14 protein-coding genes and 1 riboswitch are annotated in these 17311 nt (G+C 37.8%); of the genes, 3 read left to right on the top strand and 11 right to left on the bottom strand.

The genetic code is table 11. The features are described from left to right. Positions 1-339 precede the first annotated feature (339 nt). Together CBM15_RS19675 and CBM15_RS06770 are read left to right on the top strand one after the other, a co-directional pair. Positions 340-621, top strand: coding sequence for a DUF5658 family protein (locus CBM15_RS19675; RefSeq protein WP_420820142.1), 282 nt, complete (start codon positions 340-342; stop codon positions 619-621). A gap of 854 nt (positions 622-1475) precedes the next feature. Continuing rightward, complete coding sequence (locus tag CBM15_RS06770; protein WP_087616502.1) at positions 1476-5933, top strand: S8 family peptidase; 4458 nt, start codon at positions 1476-1478, stop codon at positions 5931-5933. A 354-nt stretch (positions 5934-6287) separates the two neighbouring features. Here the strand turns inward: CBM15_RS06770 and CBM15_RS06765 are convergent, their stop codons facing one another. The 11 genes from CBM15_RS06765 to CBM15_RS06715 form a co-directional block, all read right to left on the bottom strand. Then, positions 6288-6884 carry a CAP domain-containing protein gene (locus CBM15_RS06765; protein ID WP_087616500.1) on the bottom strand — a complete coding sequence of 199 codons (597 nt, stop codon included), beginning with the start codon at positions 6882-6884 and terminating at the stop codon, positions 6288-6290. A gap of 289 nt (positions 6885-7173) precedes the next feature. Further along, positions 7174-8667: a glycerol kinase GlpK gene (glpK, locus tag CBM15_RS06760; protein ID WP_087616498.1), complete on the bottom strand. Its 1494-nt coding sequence runs from the start codon at positions 8665-8667 to the stop codon at positions 7174-7176. Positions 8668-8679: 12 nt separating this feature from the next. Continuing rightward, positions 8680-9477: an MIP/aquaporin family protein gene (locus CBM15_RS06755; protein ID WP_087616496.1), complete on the bottom strand. Its 798-nt coding sequence runs from the start codon at positions 9475-9477 to the stop codon at positions 8680-8682. Between the two features lie 170 nt (positions 9478-9647). Then, entirely contained in the window at positions 9648-10214 is a 567-nt protein-coding gene (locus CBM15_RS06750) for a glycerol-3-phosphate responsive antiterminator (RefSeq protein WP_087616493.1), read from the bottom strand. A gap of 113 nt (positions 10215-10327) precedes the next feature. After that, on the bottom strand, positions 10328-11971 hold the full coding sequence (locus CBM15_RS06745; protein WP_087616491.1) for a glycerol-3-phosphate dehydrogenase/oxidase: 1644 nt from the start codon (positions 11969-11971) through the stop codon (positions 10328-10330). Between the two features lie 221 nt (positions 11972-12192). Next, the gene (locus tag CBM15_RS06740) at positions 12193-12396 is read right to left on the bottom strand and encodes a zinc ribbon domain-containing protein (protein ID WP_008403962.1); all 204 of its coding nucleotides are present in this window, start codon (positions 12394-12396) and stop codon (positions 12193-12195) included. A gap of 121 nt (positions 12397-12517) precedes the next feature. Then, positions 12518-12724 carry a DUF4279 domain-containing protein gene (locus CBM15_RS06735; RefSeq protein WP_087616488.1) on the bottom strand — a complete coding sequence of 69 codons (207 nt, stop codon included), beginning with the start codon at positions 12722-12724 and terminating at the stop codon, positions 12518-12520. 42 nt (positions 12725-12766) lie between these two features. Continuing rightward, the gene (locus tag CBM15_RS06730) at positions 12767-13246 is read right to left on the bottom strand and encodes an NUDIX domain-containing protein (protein WP_087616485.1); all 480 of its coding nucleotides are present in this window, start codon (positions 13244-13246) and stop codon (positions 12767-12769) included. Between the two features lie 27 nt (positions 13247-13273). After that, complete coding sequence (locus CBM15_RS06725) at positions 13274-13834, bottom strand: NUDIX hydrolase (RefSeq protein WP_239534678.1); 561 nt, start codon at positions 13832-13834, stop codon at positions 13274-13276. A 274-nt stretch (positions 13835-14108) separates the two neighbouring features. Then, positions 14109-15404 carry an NCS2 family permease gene (locus CBM15_RS06720; protein ID WP_087616480.1) on the bottom strand — a complete coding sequence of 432 codons (1296 nt, stop codon included), beginning with the start codon at positions 15402-15404 and terminating at the stop codon, positions 14109-14111. A gap of 109 nt (positions 15405-15513) precedes the next feature. Then, positions 15514-15613: riboswitch (purine riboswitch) on the bottom strand. A 110-nt stretch (positions 15614-15723) separates the two neighbouring features. Further along, positions 15724-16428, bottom strand: a complete 705-nt coding sequence (locus CBM15_RS06715) for a CPBP family intramembrane glutamic endopeptidase (RefSeq protein ID WP_087616478.1) — start codon at positions 16426-16428, stop codon at positions 15724-15726. 86 nt (positions 16429-16514) lie between these two features. On the opposite strand from CBM15_RS06715, the gene CBM15_RS06710 reads away from it, so the two are divergent. After that, complete coding sequence (locus tag CBM15_RS06710) at positions 16515-17243, top strand: MerR family transcriptional regulator (RefSeq protein WP_087616476.1); 729 nt, start codon at positions 16515-16517, stop codon at positions 17241-17243. The last annotated feature ends 68 nt before the right edge of the window (positions 17244-17311 follow it).

Here is a 17311-nt window from a genome sequence, read left to right as displayed (position 1 = left end):
TCTAATAATGTATAATTTTTTTGATTTGTTTTACCATACGCAAAAAAAATGACAAGTTCTAGGCAGAAGCTGCTCGGCTGTTGGCTGTTGCATCGCTTCCTCTATTAAGAGCCCGTAAACGTTGAGTACAAACGTTTACGGGCTCTTTCTTTTTGGGAAACTACCCTTTATTTAATTTTGATATATAAGCAGTATAAAATAAGCAATTTTGTAAAAGCTTATCTAAAGATGGAATGTTCGTAACAAGAAAAATTATATCTAGCGAATAAGTATAAAAGGAGAGATTGCGATTCGAGCGGAGAGTGACGTATAGTGAAACGTTTGTTTGATATAAAACGAATGTTGTTGGTCATTATGGTGTTGAATCTCATAGATGGCATATGTACAGCTTGGGGGCTCAGCAACGAATGGATTGAAGAAGCAAATCCCCTGTTGAGTTCGCTTTCGCCCTTAATGATTCTCGGCACAAAAGTTATCTTATCTGGTCTAGTTTGGTTATTATGGAAGTCAAATTTCCCTACAAGGTTAACAAATGTTTGGCGTGTAGTCCTTTCTTTCGTTATGTTCTTATATAGCGGGATATTCGTTCTACACATGACCTGGATAACAATGTTGTTGTAAAAAAGCAGAATTAATTCTGCTTTTTTATTATGGCTAGCCATAATAAGTGCTCCTATAACTCTCTCCCTAATCGCCAATTTCCCTTGATTTGTTATAACAAAAATATAATGGAAATACCCTGTATCCTATTTAGACAAATTTCGACAATTCCAAAAAATAACTTCATTATAAAAAAGCGAATTTTCAACTAAAACCTAGACACTAGTTAAATATATTCAGATACGTCAAAAGGCTTTCTTCCCCCTCAAATTTATCGATAAATTAGTTAAAAATAATATTATTATCACTTAATTGTTCAATCGCCAATAGTCAATTCTTTAACTCGCCTTGATTTCTGAATTTCCCAACAAAATATCGAATGAATATTTACCATCTTTTCTGAATAAAGAATAACAATTAAATATTAGTTAGGTGAACAATAAGTCCCTCTTACAACCTAAAAGAAAAAATTGACCTTTAGACCTATTGCCCTTTTTATAGGTTAAACTAATCTTTTTTCATAAAAGAAGATTAGTTTATTTTTTTTACGAAAACTCAATAATCAGCTAAACCTTACTATTACTGATTTCCACTATTCTCCAACTATGTCTCATTACCCTCTTTCCCCATAAAAAAATAGTCAATTAACTCCAAAAATATTTTTCATCTAAAATCTTCGACATAATACGATAAACAAACCATTTTCCATAATCTAACATAGTACTTACATCTAGAGAATTTAAATTCACAAATTAGTCATTTCTACCCTAAAAAGCATAAAGAAAGGAGGAAAGGTTGTTCTTAAAGTACAACCTACAGCTTCAAATTAACTATTAGAGGGATAAAGTGAATTAAAAATCGAAGGAGGAACACAATTGAGGAAGAAAAAAAATTCTAAAAAAGCACTTAGTATTTTTGCTACTGCAGCGATGACGTTTTCTTTATTGACACCAGGTGTTGCTAGCGCTCAAACAGCTTCCAATCAACTCTATGAATCATTTAGAGATTCGAGTTCGAGCGGTACTTTTAGTTCTGCACGTGAAAAATTGAATAAACGCTTACTTGAAAATTTCAAAGAGGATAACAAAGTAACATTCTTAGTCAAATTTAAAGATAAGGCGAATTCTTCCGAAGTTGCTACGGCTGCTCGCCAAAAGGCGGATGAATCAAACTTATCTGCTCTGAATGCAAAGTTGATGCAACGTTCTGCTGTTGTCTCTGAATTAAAGGCGACCTCTATTGAATCTCAGCAATCAGTAATGCAATTCCTTGATCAAGAAGCGGCTAGTGGCAATGCAACAGATATTACATCCTTTTATATCGTAAATGCAATTGCTGTTACAGCAACTCAGGAAGTGGCAGAAAAAATCGCTACATTCGAAGAAGTGGAGAAAATTTTACCTAATGAAACACGTCAGCTCTTTACAACCAAAACTGAAAATGCTGTAACCCCAAATGCAGAAGTTGCAAACGTTGAGTGGAATATTGAACGGGTCAATGCACCTGAAGTTTGGGAAATGGGCATAGATGGTTCAGGTACAGTAGTTGCAAGTATTGATACGGGCGTTCAATGGGATCATCCAGCTTTAAAAGAAAAATACCGCGGCTATAACAAAGCCACTGGAGAAGTTTCTCATGATTATAGCTGGTATGATTCGACTTCTGCAGGAAGAGCTACTCCATATGACGACGTAGACCATGGAACACATGTTACTGGTACAATGGTCGGTAGTGAACAAAATGGCTCAAATCAAATTGGAGTTGCACCTGGGGCGAAGTATATTGCTGTTAAAGCTTTCACTGCAAGCGGTGGTACAGATGCCGATCTATTAGAGGCAGCTCAGTGGATTTTAGCACCAACAGATGCTAACGGAAACCCGCGCGTTGATATGGCGCCAGATGTCGTGAATAACTCTTGGGGCGGTGGGGCTGGATTAGACGAATGGTACCGTGATGTTGTTATTAACTGGCGTGCAGCAGAAATCTTCCCCGAATTCTCTGCAGGTAATACAACGTTCACAAATCCAGGTGGAGCTGGATCTGTTGCTGCACCAGCCAACTATCCGGAATCTTTTGCTACAGGCGCGACGGACATTAATAACTTAGTTGGTAATTTCTCTCTACGTGGTCCTTCCCCTTATGCTGAAATTAAACCAGATATTTCTGCACCTGGTGTTAACATTCGTTCATCTGTTCCGGGTGGAGGTTATGAAGGCGGTTGGAATGGTACATCGATGGCCGGTCCTGCTGTATCAGGTGTGGCTGCCCTCTTACGTCAAGTGAATGCAAATTTAACAGTAGATGAAATGGAACAGATTCTACTAGACACTGCCAATCCACTAACAGACAGTCAATACCCTACTACACCTAACCATGGATATGGTTATGGGTTGGTGGACGCATATGAAGCGGTTTCTTCAATTATTTCCGGATTAGGTACACTTGAAGGTCAAGTCACAAAAGCAGGAACTGATACTGAAGCACCTCAATTCGATCATACAGCCCCACATGAAACTTATGCAGGGATGGATTTAAATTTAACTGTTGCAGTCAGTGATAACATTAGTGTTTCATCAGTAGTACTTAACTACAAAGATGAAAATAATACATGGCAACAAATCCCGGCTGGACGAAAATCGGGCGATCATAAAGCTGGTGAATTCGCTGTAGTTATACCGGGCGAATTAATCTCTGGTAATTCATTTACGTACAAATGGACAATTAATGACTTTGGTAACAATGAAGTAAATAGTGATGAGTACGTTGTAGAAGTAAAACCAGGGATCACTGTTGGTTATTCTGAAAACTTTGAAACACAACCGATTGGCTGGTACTCATTTGGTACGAATGATAGCTGGGATTGGGGGGTACCAACATCTGGCCCAGTAAATGCAGCTTCAGGTGAAAAGGTTTATGCAACAAACTTATCTGGCACATATGCAAATAGCATGAATGCGACACTTGTTGCACCTCCAATTGACCTGCCTGAAGGAAACTCTTACCTACAATTTAAACAATGGCATAACTTCGAACAAGCTAGTTCTGGTAGAGCGTATGATTATGGACATGTATTTGTTTCAACAGACCAAGAAAACTGGACACAATTATTAATGGTTCAAGGTCAATCAAATGGTTGGTTGGATGCAGAGGTTGATTTATCAGACTATGCTGGACAACGTATCTATATCGGTTTCAATGCATTCTCAGATTCTAGTGTACAACGAGATGGCTGGTATATTGATGATGTGGCATTAACTAACGTATCTCAAACTGGTAAAGTCTCTAAAGGGAAAAACAATAATAATGGAAACGCGAATGGTAAAGGAAATGAAACTGGTAATAAAGGTAATAACAACGGGAATAACGGAAACGGAAAAGATAAAGAGGCATTAAAAGAAGCTGTAGATCCAAAGACAATTAAACCTGATATACTTTCAAAAGAAAAGGTACCTGAAATTGAAGTAATCAACAATCCAACACTTCTTCCATTAGGAGCTCAAGTAAGTGTCCTAGAATCAGGACGTTCGGTATATTCAAGCCCGGCTGACGGTTCATACAAACTCACACATGGTACTGGAACATTTAATGTAAAAGCGGAAGCTTACGGTTTCACATCTGAAGTACAATCAGTCACAATCGAGGCGGATAGCACTTCTACTGCGAATTTCACATTAGATGAAATTGAGCATAATACAATAAGCGGTACAATTACTGATCAATCAACAGGAGAAGCAATCGAAGGTGCAACAGTTATTCTAGTTGAAGACGCAAATATCGCCCCTGTCCAAACAGACGCTAACGGTAATTTTACCCTTACAGCATATGTAGGTACGTACACATTAAAAGTAATTGCTCGTGGCTACCACGGAAAAGAAATCCCTGTAACGCTTACAGGTGAACTATCACCACAAAACATTTCACTTGAGCCGTTCTACACATATCCAGGTGGTGAAATCGGCTATGATGATGGCACTGCTGAAAATGCACGCGCATTCAATGCAGCTGGAAATGCATGGGCCGTAAAAATGACTCTTCCAGAAGGTAAAGAAAACGGTATTGTGACAGATGGTGTATTCCGTTTTTGGACAACTGAATGGCCTAACCCAGGTGGAACTGCCTTTGCAGTTGAAGTTTGGGATGCTACCGGTGCAGACGGTACGCCTGGCAAACAATTAGCTGGCCCGATTGATGCAACTGCTCTTCGAAATGGTGAATGGACAGTTGTAGACCTTACAGAACACAATATTGTTGTCAATGGTGACTTCTATATGATTTACCGTCAAACAGTTGCAAACCCGAATTCGCCAGGTCTTGCAACGGATGAAGATGGCAAAAATGCAGCAAGAAGCTATCAGCATGTTTCAGGGGCTTGGGCTACAGCACCTGCCAGCGAAGGAAACTATATGATTCGCGCACGCGTTAGCTATGAAGTAGTTGGCCCAGTAATCACTTCTCCTGCTACAAATTCCATCACAAATGAAGCTGAAACAACAATTACTGGAACAGCCTCTCCAACAACAACAATTGAGTTAAAACAGAATGGAGAAGTCGTAACAACAGCAGTAGTCGGTGACGATGGCAAATTTGAAATTAAAGCAAACTTAGTTGAGGGTGCTAATGAATTTTCAGTTCTTTCAAAATTAGATGGTCGTGTAACAGGTGAATCAACTCCGGTTCTAGTGACTTTGGATACGGTAGCTCCTGAACTAACAATCGACAAACCATCTAATGGTGAAAAAGTAAATCGTGAAACAGTAACTGTAGAAGGTTTAATTACTGATGAAAATATTGACACAGTAACTGTTAATGGCTTTAACGCAAAGATTAGTAACGGAAAATATTCGCACCGTATTATTCTTGATAATGGAGCGAATGAAATCACAGTAGTAGCTACAGACAAAGCTGGCAACAGTGTTTCTAAGACAGTTACTGTAACTGCTGATTTCGATGCACCAATAATTTCAAACTTAAAACCAGCTACAGACATTACAATTACAACGGGTAAGACAGTTAAAATTGAGTTTGATAGTGAGCCAGGATTAAAACCTACTTTTGTGATCCATATGCCATTAACAAACGTAGTTCAAAATGCAACTGAATTACCAATGATGGAACAAGGAAATGGTCATTATGTGGGCTATTGGACAGTTCCTGCTGATACTGTTGCAAACGGTGCAGTGATTGAAGTAATTGCAATCGATGGTTTCAATAACGAAACTCGTCAAAAAGCTGCAGGTAAATTATATATTAATTTACCAGTAATTACAGAAGGAGCTGGCGATGCAGCAGCTGAGGAACAATCTTCTAAAGAAGAATTAACAGAAACACCGTAATAAAATATGAGTAGCACCCAATTTTAAAGTGACCCATTAAAGTATAACTGGGTTAATTCAATTAGAAATATTTAAACTGAGTTCGGTACTGTACCGGATTCAGTTTTTATTTGCCTTTATTTGTTTCGCGTTGCTCCATCCTTGCATTCCTCTAACACAAACACGGTCTGCAAGAAGATCCTCCATTTTACATCCACCATTTTATTTTTATGACTCACGATATTTCTATAATAAAAACGGGCATGATTCTTTTTACAGAATCACGCCCATTTGTTCGATAAGGTACTATTGACTCTCATCTAAAGATATTTGCTCGAAAAATATGTAATTATTTCCCGCTAACTAATGATTTTTTTATTTTTTTATAAACATTTGTGTCCAGTAGTTCCCATCTTTAACGTAGCCTACACCAATATGCGTAAATTTCGCATCCATAATGTTTGCTCGGTGGCCTGAACTATTCATCCATCCATCCATTACTTGCGCAGCGGATTTTTGACCTTTTGCAATATTTTCACCTGCTGCTTTATAGCTGATACCGAATTGTTTCATCATATCAAATGGTGAGCCGTAAGTTGGGCTTGTATGGCTAAAATAATTTTTGTCGTGCATATCTTGTGACTTATATTTTGCAACCCGTGCTAATTCCCAATCGATTTTAAGTGGTGCTAATCCTTGTTGCGCGCGTTCCTTATTTACTAGGCTAACTACTTGCTCTTCTACTGCTTGTTGTTCATTTTCAGAAATATTAATTTTATCTCCGACATAGATCATATCTGGATTTTTTAATGTAGGGTTTAAAGAAATTAATTCGCTTAGACCGATTTGATTTTTAGAGGCAATCTTCCAAAGCGTGTCCCCACTTTTTACTGTATAAGTAGCTGCAGATGCAGTAGCTGGTAACGCAAATAGCATCATACTAAAGAACAACACGATACTTTTTTTCAACATTATTGAATCAATCCTTTCTAGTTGTCTATTACAAGCTTACTAGAGAGAGACTGTAAAATCATTAGGGAATGAATGGCGCTTCTTTTGCAATTGGATAACGAATGTAACAATTATGACAATTGTTTACTTAAAAACCCAATTGCCGTATTATAAAAAAAGGTGTTTCATTATAAAAAAGCTGTAAGAAAAGCTCCATCGCTTTTCTTACAGCTCTCTTCGAAAATCATCATTGTTTTTAGATAAGAAATTAGGCCATGACATTCACTAGACTCATAGAAAGTTCACTACACTATTTAAATGTCTGTGCCGCCTTTACCGCTTTGCCCCAGCCTGTATATAAAGCTTCGCGCTCTTTTTCGTCCATCTCAGGTTCGAATTTGTGGTCTAAATTCCAGTAGTGAGAGATGTCATCTAATGTCTCCCAATATCCTACTGCTAAACCTGCCAAATAAGCAGCACCTAAAGCCGTTGTTTCATTTACAACCGGGCGATCTACTGGCACATTTAAAAGATCTGACTGGAATTGCATTAAGAAATTATTTTTCACTGCTCCGCCATCTACACGTAATGTGCTTAACGGAATTCCTGAATCCGCTTCCATTGCACCTAATACATCACGTGTTTGATAGGCAAGTGACTCAAGAGTTGCCCGTACGAAATGCTCTTTTTCCGTACCACGTGTTAAGCCAAATACTGCACCGCGCACATCTGAATCCCAGTAAGGAGTACCTAATCCAACGAATGCCGGCACAACATAAACACCTTCTGAAGATGTTACACGAGCTGCATATGCTTCACTTTCCTCAGCTTTACGGAACATACGTAAGCCATCACGAAGCCACTGGATAGCAGAGCCGGCTACGAAAATACTTCCCTCGAGGGCATACGTTACTTTGCCGTCTAGGCCCCATGCAATTGTCGTTAATAAACCATGATCAGATTTTACCGCCTTTTCACCTGTGTTCATTAACATAAAGCAACCAGTGCCATATGTATTTTTCACCATTCCTTGCTCAAAGCAAGCTTGCCCGAATAATGCTGCTTGTTGGTCGCCCGCGATACCTGCGATTGGAATTTCTTGACCGAAAAGATTATCCGCATCTGTATGACCGTAAACTTCTGAAGAAGAACGCACTTCTGGAAGCATCGAAGCTGGAACTGTTAAAATATCAAGAAGCTCTTCATCCCACTTCAAATCGTAAATATTGAACATTAATGTTCGGGATGCGTTTGAATAATCCGTTACGTGCACTTTACCGTTCGTTAATTTCCAAATGATCCAAGTATCGATCGTACCGAATAAAAGATCCCCATTTTCCGCTTTTTCGCGAGCGCCTTCTACATTGTCTAAAATCCATTTCACTTTTGTACCCGAGAAGTACGCATCAATAAGCAAGCCTGTTTTATCTCGGAACATATCATTTAAGCCTCGCGCTTTTAAATCTTCACAAATTTCAGCAGTTTGTCGCGATTGCCAGACAATTGCATTGTAAATCGGATGACCTGTATGTTTATCCCATACAACCGTCGTTTCGCGCTGGTTTGTAATACCAATCCCTGCAATTTGACTTGCGAGTATATTTTTCTCCGATAACACAGCCGCGATACATGAAAGCACAGAAGACCAAATTTGTTCCGGGTTATGCTCTACCCAACCTGATTCCGGGAAATATTGCGGGAACTCCTGCTGTGCTGTATGAAATACCGTGCCATTTTTATCAAATAAAATTGCACGAGAACTTGTTGTACCTTGGTCTAGCGCCATCATAAATTTTTCTGTCATCCTCAAATCCTCCTACTCTTCTACTGTTGATACTGTCATTTGTGCAGCTACGAAAATCGCCGCTACCACTACACTGAAAATCCAGAACAATGTTGCATCTGCTCCATTCCAGATGAAGCTAAAGAATACTGCACCGTAAACACCGCCGATAATTGGGGCAACTACAGGTACCCATGCATACCACCAAGCTGAATCTCCTTTACCTGGAATCGGTAAAAGCGCGTGTGCAATACGTGGACCTAAGTCACGGGCCGGGTTAATCGCATAACCAGTTGGACCACCCAATGCCATACCAATTACAACAATTAAAATACCAACTAAAAATGGATTTAATCCTGCTGTTATTTCGTTTGTCCCTAACGCTAATATCCCCAGCACTAACGCGAATGTGCCGACCATCTCGGCAATCATGTTGGAAGGAATATGCTTTACTGCCGGTGTTGTAGAGAATACGCCCAGTTTTGCGCCTTTGTCTTTTGTGCCTTTCCAGTGCGGTAAATAAACAAAATACACTAACACAGCCCCTAAAAACGCTCCGAGAAGTTGTGCAACGATAAACAATGGTACATCTGCCCATGCAAAGTTGCCAATTGTTGCGAGAGCGATTGTTAATGCCGGATTTAAGTGCGCCCCGCTAATACCTCCTACTGCATAAGCTGCCATCGCTACGGCAAAGCCCCATGCAAATGTGATAACGACCCAACCGCCACCTTGACCTTTTGATTTGTGCAATGAAACTCCCGCTACAACGCCTCCACCGAATAATATTAGTAGCATCGTACCGACTAACTCGGCTGTAAATGTTGACATTCCATAACCTCCTTAGCTCATGTATATTCCGATCATAAAATACTTAGAAGAAAAAAAGTCCGCAAGTAACAATTGTTTTACGTTATCACGTAAAACAAAGCTACATGCGGACTCCTTCACTCAACCACGTATTTATTGACTTAGTAATCATAATAGTTTGAAATTATTCATTAGTCAACAACTTTTTGGAAACGTTTCCACAATTCTTTATTGGATGTAGTAATGGCAATTGCACCTGCATCAAATGCCTGCTTAATTTGATCATCCGTCCGAATTAAGCCCCCTGTAATAACCGGGATGCCTGTATGCGTTGATACTTCTTTTATCATGTCAGGGATAACACCTGGAAGTAACTCAATAAAATCTGGTGCCGTTTGTTCAAGAAGTGAATAGCTTTTTTCAAGTGCAATTGTGTCGATTAAAAAGACACGTTGAATCGCTAAAATACCGCGAGATTTCGCCTTTAAAATCATATTGGAGCGTGTTGAAATAATGCCTGCCGGACGAATATCGTTACATAAAAAATCCGCAGCAAAATTGTCTGTCTTCAAGCCGTGAATTAAATCCGCATGAATAATTAATTTTTTCCCATGACGTTCGGCCTCTTGTTTAAGTGCACGCAAATGACTTAAATGCACTTCAAGCAATACGATATATTCAAATTCACTTTTTACTACTTTATCAAACTGTTTAATTGTTCGGGCAGCAGGTATGATTTTTTGGTCATTAAACGGCATAACATCCTCCTATAATTAGAAATCTGTTTATATTAATATGGCTCATCGGCTGCGTTAATTCAAATCTCTCACGCATTCGATGAGCCAAAATTATATCACAATATTATTTTACATTATTTTGCGGTTGTTGCACGCTTAATTTCAATGTTTAACAGTTCTGTAAACTCCGATAATTGGGCATCCGTCCAATTTAACTGTTGAGCCATATGGGTAATGACTGCCTCTTTGTGTGCCAATACCGATGCGATATTAAAGAACATATTACCAGTACGGCGCACAAAGAAATCGACAGGCGTCGTCACAAGTTCATGCTCAATGCCATATTGCAGCTGTGCAAATAAAGCTTTTGGCATCGTGTCGTTTGCGTTAGCCACATAGCTAAATACTTTTTCAACATTAGAACCGTAATGCTGAGCTAAATAATCCGCATCTTCATGCGTTAAGCCCGCTTTTACACCTACCTCGATCTTTTTCGAAATAAACGTTTGGATATGCTTCGATCCGCCTACTTCACCACCAGAAATCGGGATGTTTTTTGTTATACATGGCTTGCTTGCTACACCAAATTCTGTATTTAAGCTAGCCGCAATTTTATCTACAACAGCTTCCGCCATCTTACGGTAGCCTGTTAATTTACCACCCGCAATTGTAACTAAGCCTGAAACGGATTCCCACACTTCATCGTGGCGGGAGATTTCTGACGGTCCTTTCCCTTCTTCATGAATTAAGGGACGTACACCAGCCCAACTTGATTCAATATCTGCATCCGTTACTTTTACATTAGGAAACATATAGTAAATAGCGTTCATAATGTAATCACGATCAGATTGTTCAATATCCATATTACGAGGATCACCTTCATAAAACGTATCTGTCGTACCAACATACGTTTTACCGTTACGCGGAATCGCAAAAACCATGCGGCCATCTGGTGTATCAAAATAAACTGCCTGCTTTAACGGGAACTTCGATTGATCAAATACGATATGCACACCTTTTGATAAAATTAAGTGTTTACCGCTTGTTTTCCCTTCAATGCTACGTACATCATCCACCCATGGACCTGCTGCGTTCACGACTTTTTTCGCATGAATTTGAATTGTCTCATTAGATAGTAAATCTGTCGCTTCAATGCCGATAATCTTTTTCGCATCATTATATAAAAAACCTGAAGCTTTTGTATAGTTTGCTAAAACGGCACCTTTTTCAATCGCAGATTTTGCCACTTCAATTGTTAAACGTGCATCATCAGTACGGTATTCAACGTAAACCCCGCCGCCTAATAAATCGCCTTGCTTCACTAAAGGTTCTTTTTCTAATGTTTGCGCACTCGTTAACATGTAGCGGCGCTCTGATTTTTTTACACCCGCCAAGAAATCGTACACCCGTAAACCAACAGATGTTGTGAATTTACCGAATGTACCGCCTTTATGGAACGGCAATAACATCCATACTGGTGTCGTTACATGCGGTCCATTTTCATAAACGATTGCCCGTTCTTTTCCCAATTCGGCTACTTCTTTAATTTCAAATTGTTTTAAATAGCGTAAACCGCCATGCACTAATTTTGTTGAGCGACTTGACGTACCTGCCGCAAAATCCTGCATTTCAACTAATGCCACGGATAAACCGCGCGTAATGGCATCAAGTGCGATTCCCACACCTGTAATACCGCCTCCGATAACTAAAACGTCATAGTCTTTGCTCTGTAAATCATTCATGATGACTGAACGTTGTAAAGCTGATGCTGTTGACATAATGATTCCTCCTTAATGTAGACAGAAAAGAGAGACCTCAAAGCATCACACAAATATCGCTTTGTGCGTTCTTTAAGGTCTCTCTTTAACTCAAACCGTTCTATTAACTTGACCTTATCTTAACGCCACACAAGAAAAAATGCAAGACATTTACATCATTAGTTCTGATTTCGTTCATTTAGAATTCGGTAAGTCTAAAAATAAAACTACATTTATTCTTATTAACCAAAAAACAGGTCAAAAATATTTGAGGCTGAAGATGATTTTTTATTATAGAACTCTGAATATCCACAGTTATTGCAGTAAACGACTATAAACTGATTGTGCTGAACATCAAACATTTTGGATAACCCTGTACCAGTCATCGCCACTTCTTTCTTGCTTGCATCCTTACTCCCACATTTTATACAGCCTTTTTCAGACATATATGTTCCCCTCTCCAACTAAACGATTAGTTATACTTTTATACGGAATCGAGTTGAAAAAGTTTCAGTAATTACGATTTAGCACAATAAATGGAGTCCACTCTATCATTAAAATGCTTTCCTAGTCGGTGTCATTATAAATATCGAATTCAAATTCTCCATTTACTTGATTGGCAAATTCAATTACCTTATTATTCATAACAAGCCCACGTGATTGCTGACGATTAAAACAAATAACCGTAACTAATTTACATTTCAAATTGTAGTTATCTTTATATTTTTTAATAATCTCTGTTGAGTTATATAGTGTATTTACAATGGTATGAATTTGTTCCTCTGGATAGGAAGATGTTTATTACTGGTCTTACTTTTATTTCAAATAGAGTTTCTCCAGCCGGTAATCCTCAATCAATTCAATATTTCTTCTATTATTAATATAGTTCTTTATTTGCTGTTTTATATTGGGCAGCAGCAAGATTGAATCCAATTCTTCTATAGGAATCCATTTCACCGCCGTTTGATTAGGATCTGGATATTCGGGTAATTTCGGGATCGAGTGATTCTTTAAAGTACATTCAAAAATAAGGTGGAGTCCATGTTTCACATTCGCATCATAATCTCCTGATTGCTTATGCGGGGGAAACTCATAAATTAATGCTAAAGGTCCAACTTCAACGTCTGCCGTAGTTTCCTCAAACACTTCTCTTGCGACACCCTCTACTATTGTCTCCCCGGGCTCAAGTCCCCCGCCTGGTAAATTATAATGTATCCCATTATCATCATACTCCACTAAAAGTACTGAATTATTTTCGATGATCAATCCTGTACATCGTATTCTTACGTGTGACATTTTCTCACCTCATTTTCTTCTATATATTTAGATATTCACTTGTTTTTCCATAAGGTACATTTTAGCCATCATGTAAGCATGGGCTGTGAACAGTTGTGTATTAATCTGCTTTGACTTTATCAAACGATCCATTTCATTAAAATCAATTAAATTAATAGTAAGCTCTTCAGTATCATCTAAATCTTGTTCAAATTGCTTAAAAGCATCTAGCAAGAGAAAAGTAATTACCTTGTTAGTTTGTGTTGCCGGATTAACCATGAATTCACCCAAAAGAACAGGATTGCTCTCTGAAATAAAACCGGTCTCTTCCCGTACTTCCCGGATTATTGCTTCCTCATATGTTTCATTTTCTTCTATTTTTCCAGCAGGGACTTCAAGGTAAAATTCATTTCCAGCATAACGGTACTGCTCAACAAGAACAATCTCGTTTTCTTTTGTTAGTACAACTGCGTTTACCCAATCAGAATATTCGTTTACATAATAATCATCTATTACAATACCATTAGGAAGCTCGCATTCGTCTTTTCGAATATTGCCGAAAGGACTTTTATGTATATACTCTGATTTTAAAGTTTTCCATTTATCCATAATAACCTCCATAAAATAATGCCAAAATCTGGGCTTTCTAATAAAATTCTCCATTTGCTTTATCTTATCTATATTAACATAATTATCCAAATGTTACTTGTGTATTAGCACTAATATTTAATGTCTAAAAATGAAAAAACAGGTATAGAAACAAGTGAAAATTGCGTAAGAAAAGCTTTCTTTTTCAATAGAGTAAAAAGACATAGGTTAGCCTGAACTAACCTATGTCTTTTCTAATTTATTTAATTTAACTATTTATAGAAAATGGAGCACTTTATACGATAAAAGCAAAGTATAAAAGGAATAACAGGCAAAGCACATACATAATCGGATGCACTTCTTTAGCACGCTTTTGTGCGATTAGGCAAATTGGATAAAGTACAAAGCCTAACCCGATCCCGATTACCACGCTAGAAGTTAGTGGCATCATAATAATTGTTAAAAATGCCGGAATGACAATCTCTAACTTTGTCCAGTTAATTCTGCGAATTTCCATAGCCATTAGTGCACCTACAATAATCAATGCAGCTGATGTTACTTCAACAGAAATAACGCTAACAAGTGGTGAGAAGAATAAGGCAACGACGAAACATGCTGCAATAACTACTGATGTAAAGCCGGTTTTTCCTCCTACAGCAATACCAGCAGAAGATTCAACACTTGTCGCAGGAGTTGATGTCCCTAGAACAGCACCAATTACTCCAGCAGCTGAATCGGCAAGTAACCCTTTTCCGATATTCGGAATTTTATTGTCTTTCATCATGCCCGCTTGGCTTGTTAATCCGATTAATGCTCCCGCTGTATCAAAGAAAGCTACAATTAAGAATGTGAAAATAACTGTCAGGATTTCCGCTGTAAAAATCTCATCTAAATGACCAAACACAACACCAAATGTCGGTTCAAGGCTTGGGATACTCCCAACGATTGAAGATGGTACTTCGATTTTACCGAACAGCATCCCTACAATTGTTGTAATGACCATAGCGTAGAAAATACCGCCGTTAATGCCTTTCACTAACATAATGATTGTAAGGAAAATACCTAGAATTGCTAATAATGTCATCGGTGAAGTTAAATCGCCAATCTTAACAAATGTATCTGGATCCGCTTCCACAATTCCACCGTTTTTCAATCCGACAAATGTGATGAAAAATCCAATACCAGCAGCGATTGCGAACTTTAAATCACTTGGAATAATATTAATAATTTTTTCGCGAATTTTAAATAAACTTAAAATCAAGAAGATGATGCCGGCAACAAAAACACCTGTTAACGTGACTTGCCAATCAATGCCCATCCCAATACAAACTGTAAAAGTAAAGAAGGAGTTTAATCCCATACTCGGTGCAATAGCGATCGGGAAGTTCGCAAGTATGCCCATTAGCAATGTGCCGATAATAGCAGTAAGCGCCGTTGCAGTGAATACAGCTCCGTGATCCATTCCAGATTGACTTAGGATAATAGGATTGACGATCAAAATATAGGCGATCGATAAGAAGGTCGTGATTCCTGCAAGTGTTTCCGTTTTATACGAAGTACCCCGTTCTGCAAATTTGAAAAAGTTTTTCATGTTGTAATCTCCTAGTTGCTATAATGTTAGCAATTATTTATTATCCTAGAACAAAAAAAGCTTTGACCAATAATTGGCCAAAGCTTCTCTACAAAATGGAATAAAATAAATTTAATTACCCATTCCTTGTAGTCAGCTATTATCGGTAGCTGGTAGAAACTTTCAAGCCATCTTCTTGAATTTATACAAGGTATATTATATTTTCTAAAAACAATAGTAGAATAATATCAAGTTAATTTTAAATCGTCAATAGAATTAACAGTAATATTTTTTTGTTTTATCAATAAAAAAATATTCAAAAAAGAGCAAAAAATCAGCACTACCCTAAACTTGTCAATAGAACCATAATACCATTCGTAATACCATGAATTATCACGGATGGCCAAATCGAATTCGTCCGTTCATATGCTAGTGCAAAAATAATCCCGCTAAAAAAATTTACTGGCATTACATTATAGGCAGGAATATGTACAATCGTAAAAATTGTGGAGCTGATTAAAATCGCTCCAAAAAATCCAATGCGCGTACGTAACCATCGATATAAAAAACCACGGTAAAATATCTCCTCATAAATTGGTGATATAACAGCAGCAGAAACAAAAGCGATAAGAACTGTCAGGAAAGTCACATTCTGTTGTAAGGATTCTGTTTTGCTATTCTCCCAGGTATTCCCGATAAAACTAGTAAGTATAACAATGATGACCGCACCAACGAGTAAAATGACAGAATAACCAACGATAATTTTCCAGTCTTTCACTTTCATTCTCGTTAGTCCTACTTCACGCCAAGAAAGCGCTTTTGGACGGAGGGCAACAATATAAACACCCATTATTAAAATAATCGCTATCGTTAGCCCCATTAAGGTCCCAGCGTATAAATCATTATTGAGCCATTGTGAATACATCGGTGAAACAACGCCCTTTAAAAAGCCAATAACGAAAATAAACTCCAGTAACAATAATATAATAAATTCTTTACTACCCCAAGGATCCTGTACTTTCCAACTGTTTTGATTATTTTCCATCCCTTTCCCCTCTTCCTTTAAATGGTATAATGACACTATATTGGATTACGTAACGTAACCTGCAAGCTTTTTTAAGGAGGACTGACATGAAACGATGGACTACAGGGGAAGTTAGTAAACAAAGAAATATATCGATTCGGACATTACGCTATTACGATCAGATCAAACTTCTTACACCTAGTTTTAAAGATGAACACGGAAAACGATACTACTCGGAAGAAGACTTGTTCCAATTAGAGAAAATTATTATTTTAAAGTCCCTTTCACTTCCTTTAGAGGAAATTCGACTTCTTTTAGATCAATTAACGTATAAACAAATTCTTATTTCACACTACAATTATTTGCAGGAACAATCATCAAAGCTTCAAACAAGTATAGCGAATACGACATCTTTAATTAATATGATAGACGTAGAACAAGATTTATCATGGGACCATATTTCCAAACTTGTTCAACAATCACAAAGTACGACAAAAAAGTGGATCGATTATTTTCAAGATGACGAAAAAGTTCTTTTACTAAATACGATTCCAAGCCTTAGTAACAATGATGAGATGACCCACCAATATATTTTATTATTAAATCAAGTTGAATCCTATATAGACGAAGGTATTCAGGCAGAATCCCTGCAAGGTATTGAAATTGCCAGTAAGCTTATTGAGTTATCAAATGATACGTTTCAAGGGGATGACAATTTAATAGAAAAGTTCTGGAAGGTAAGAAAACTGCCTGCTGAAGAAACTGGACTATATCCAATTTCCACAGATGTCTTGGAGTTTGTGGAACGCTGTATTATTTATGTGTCAACTAGATAAACGGAAAATTAATCTAGGCTCGGTTACCATAAGTGGATCGAGCCCTTTTTATCTTGTTAGCAGGTTAT

The organism is Solibacillus kalamii, from assembly GCF_002174535.1.
In the GTDB taxonomy this organism is placed as follows: domain Bacteria; phylum Bacillota; class Bacilli; order Bacillales_A; family Planococcaceae; genus Solibacillus; species Solibacillus silvestris.
The sequence above is the reverse complement of the archived record's forward strand: the minus strand, read 5'-3'. Positions and strand labels throughout refer to the sequence as shown.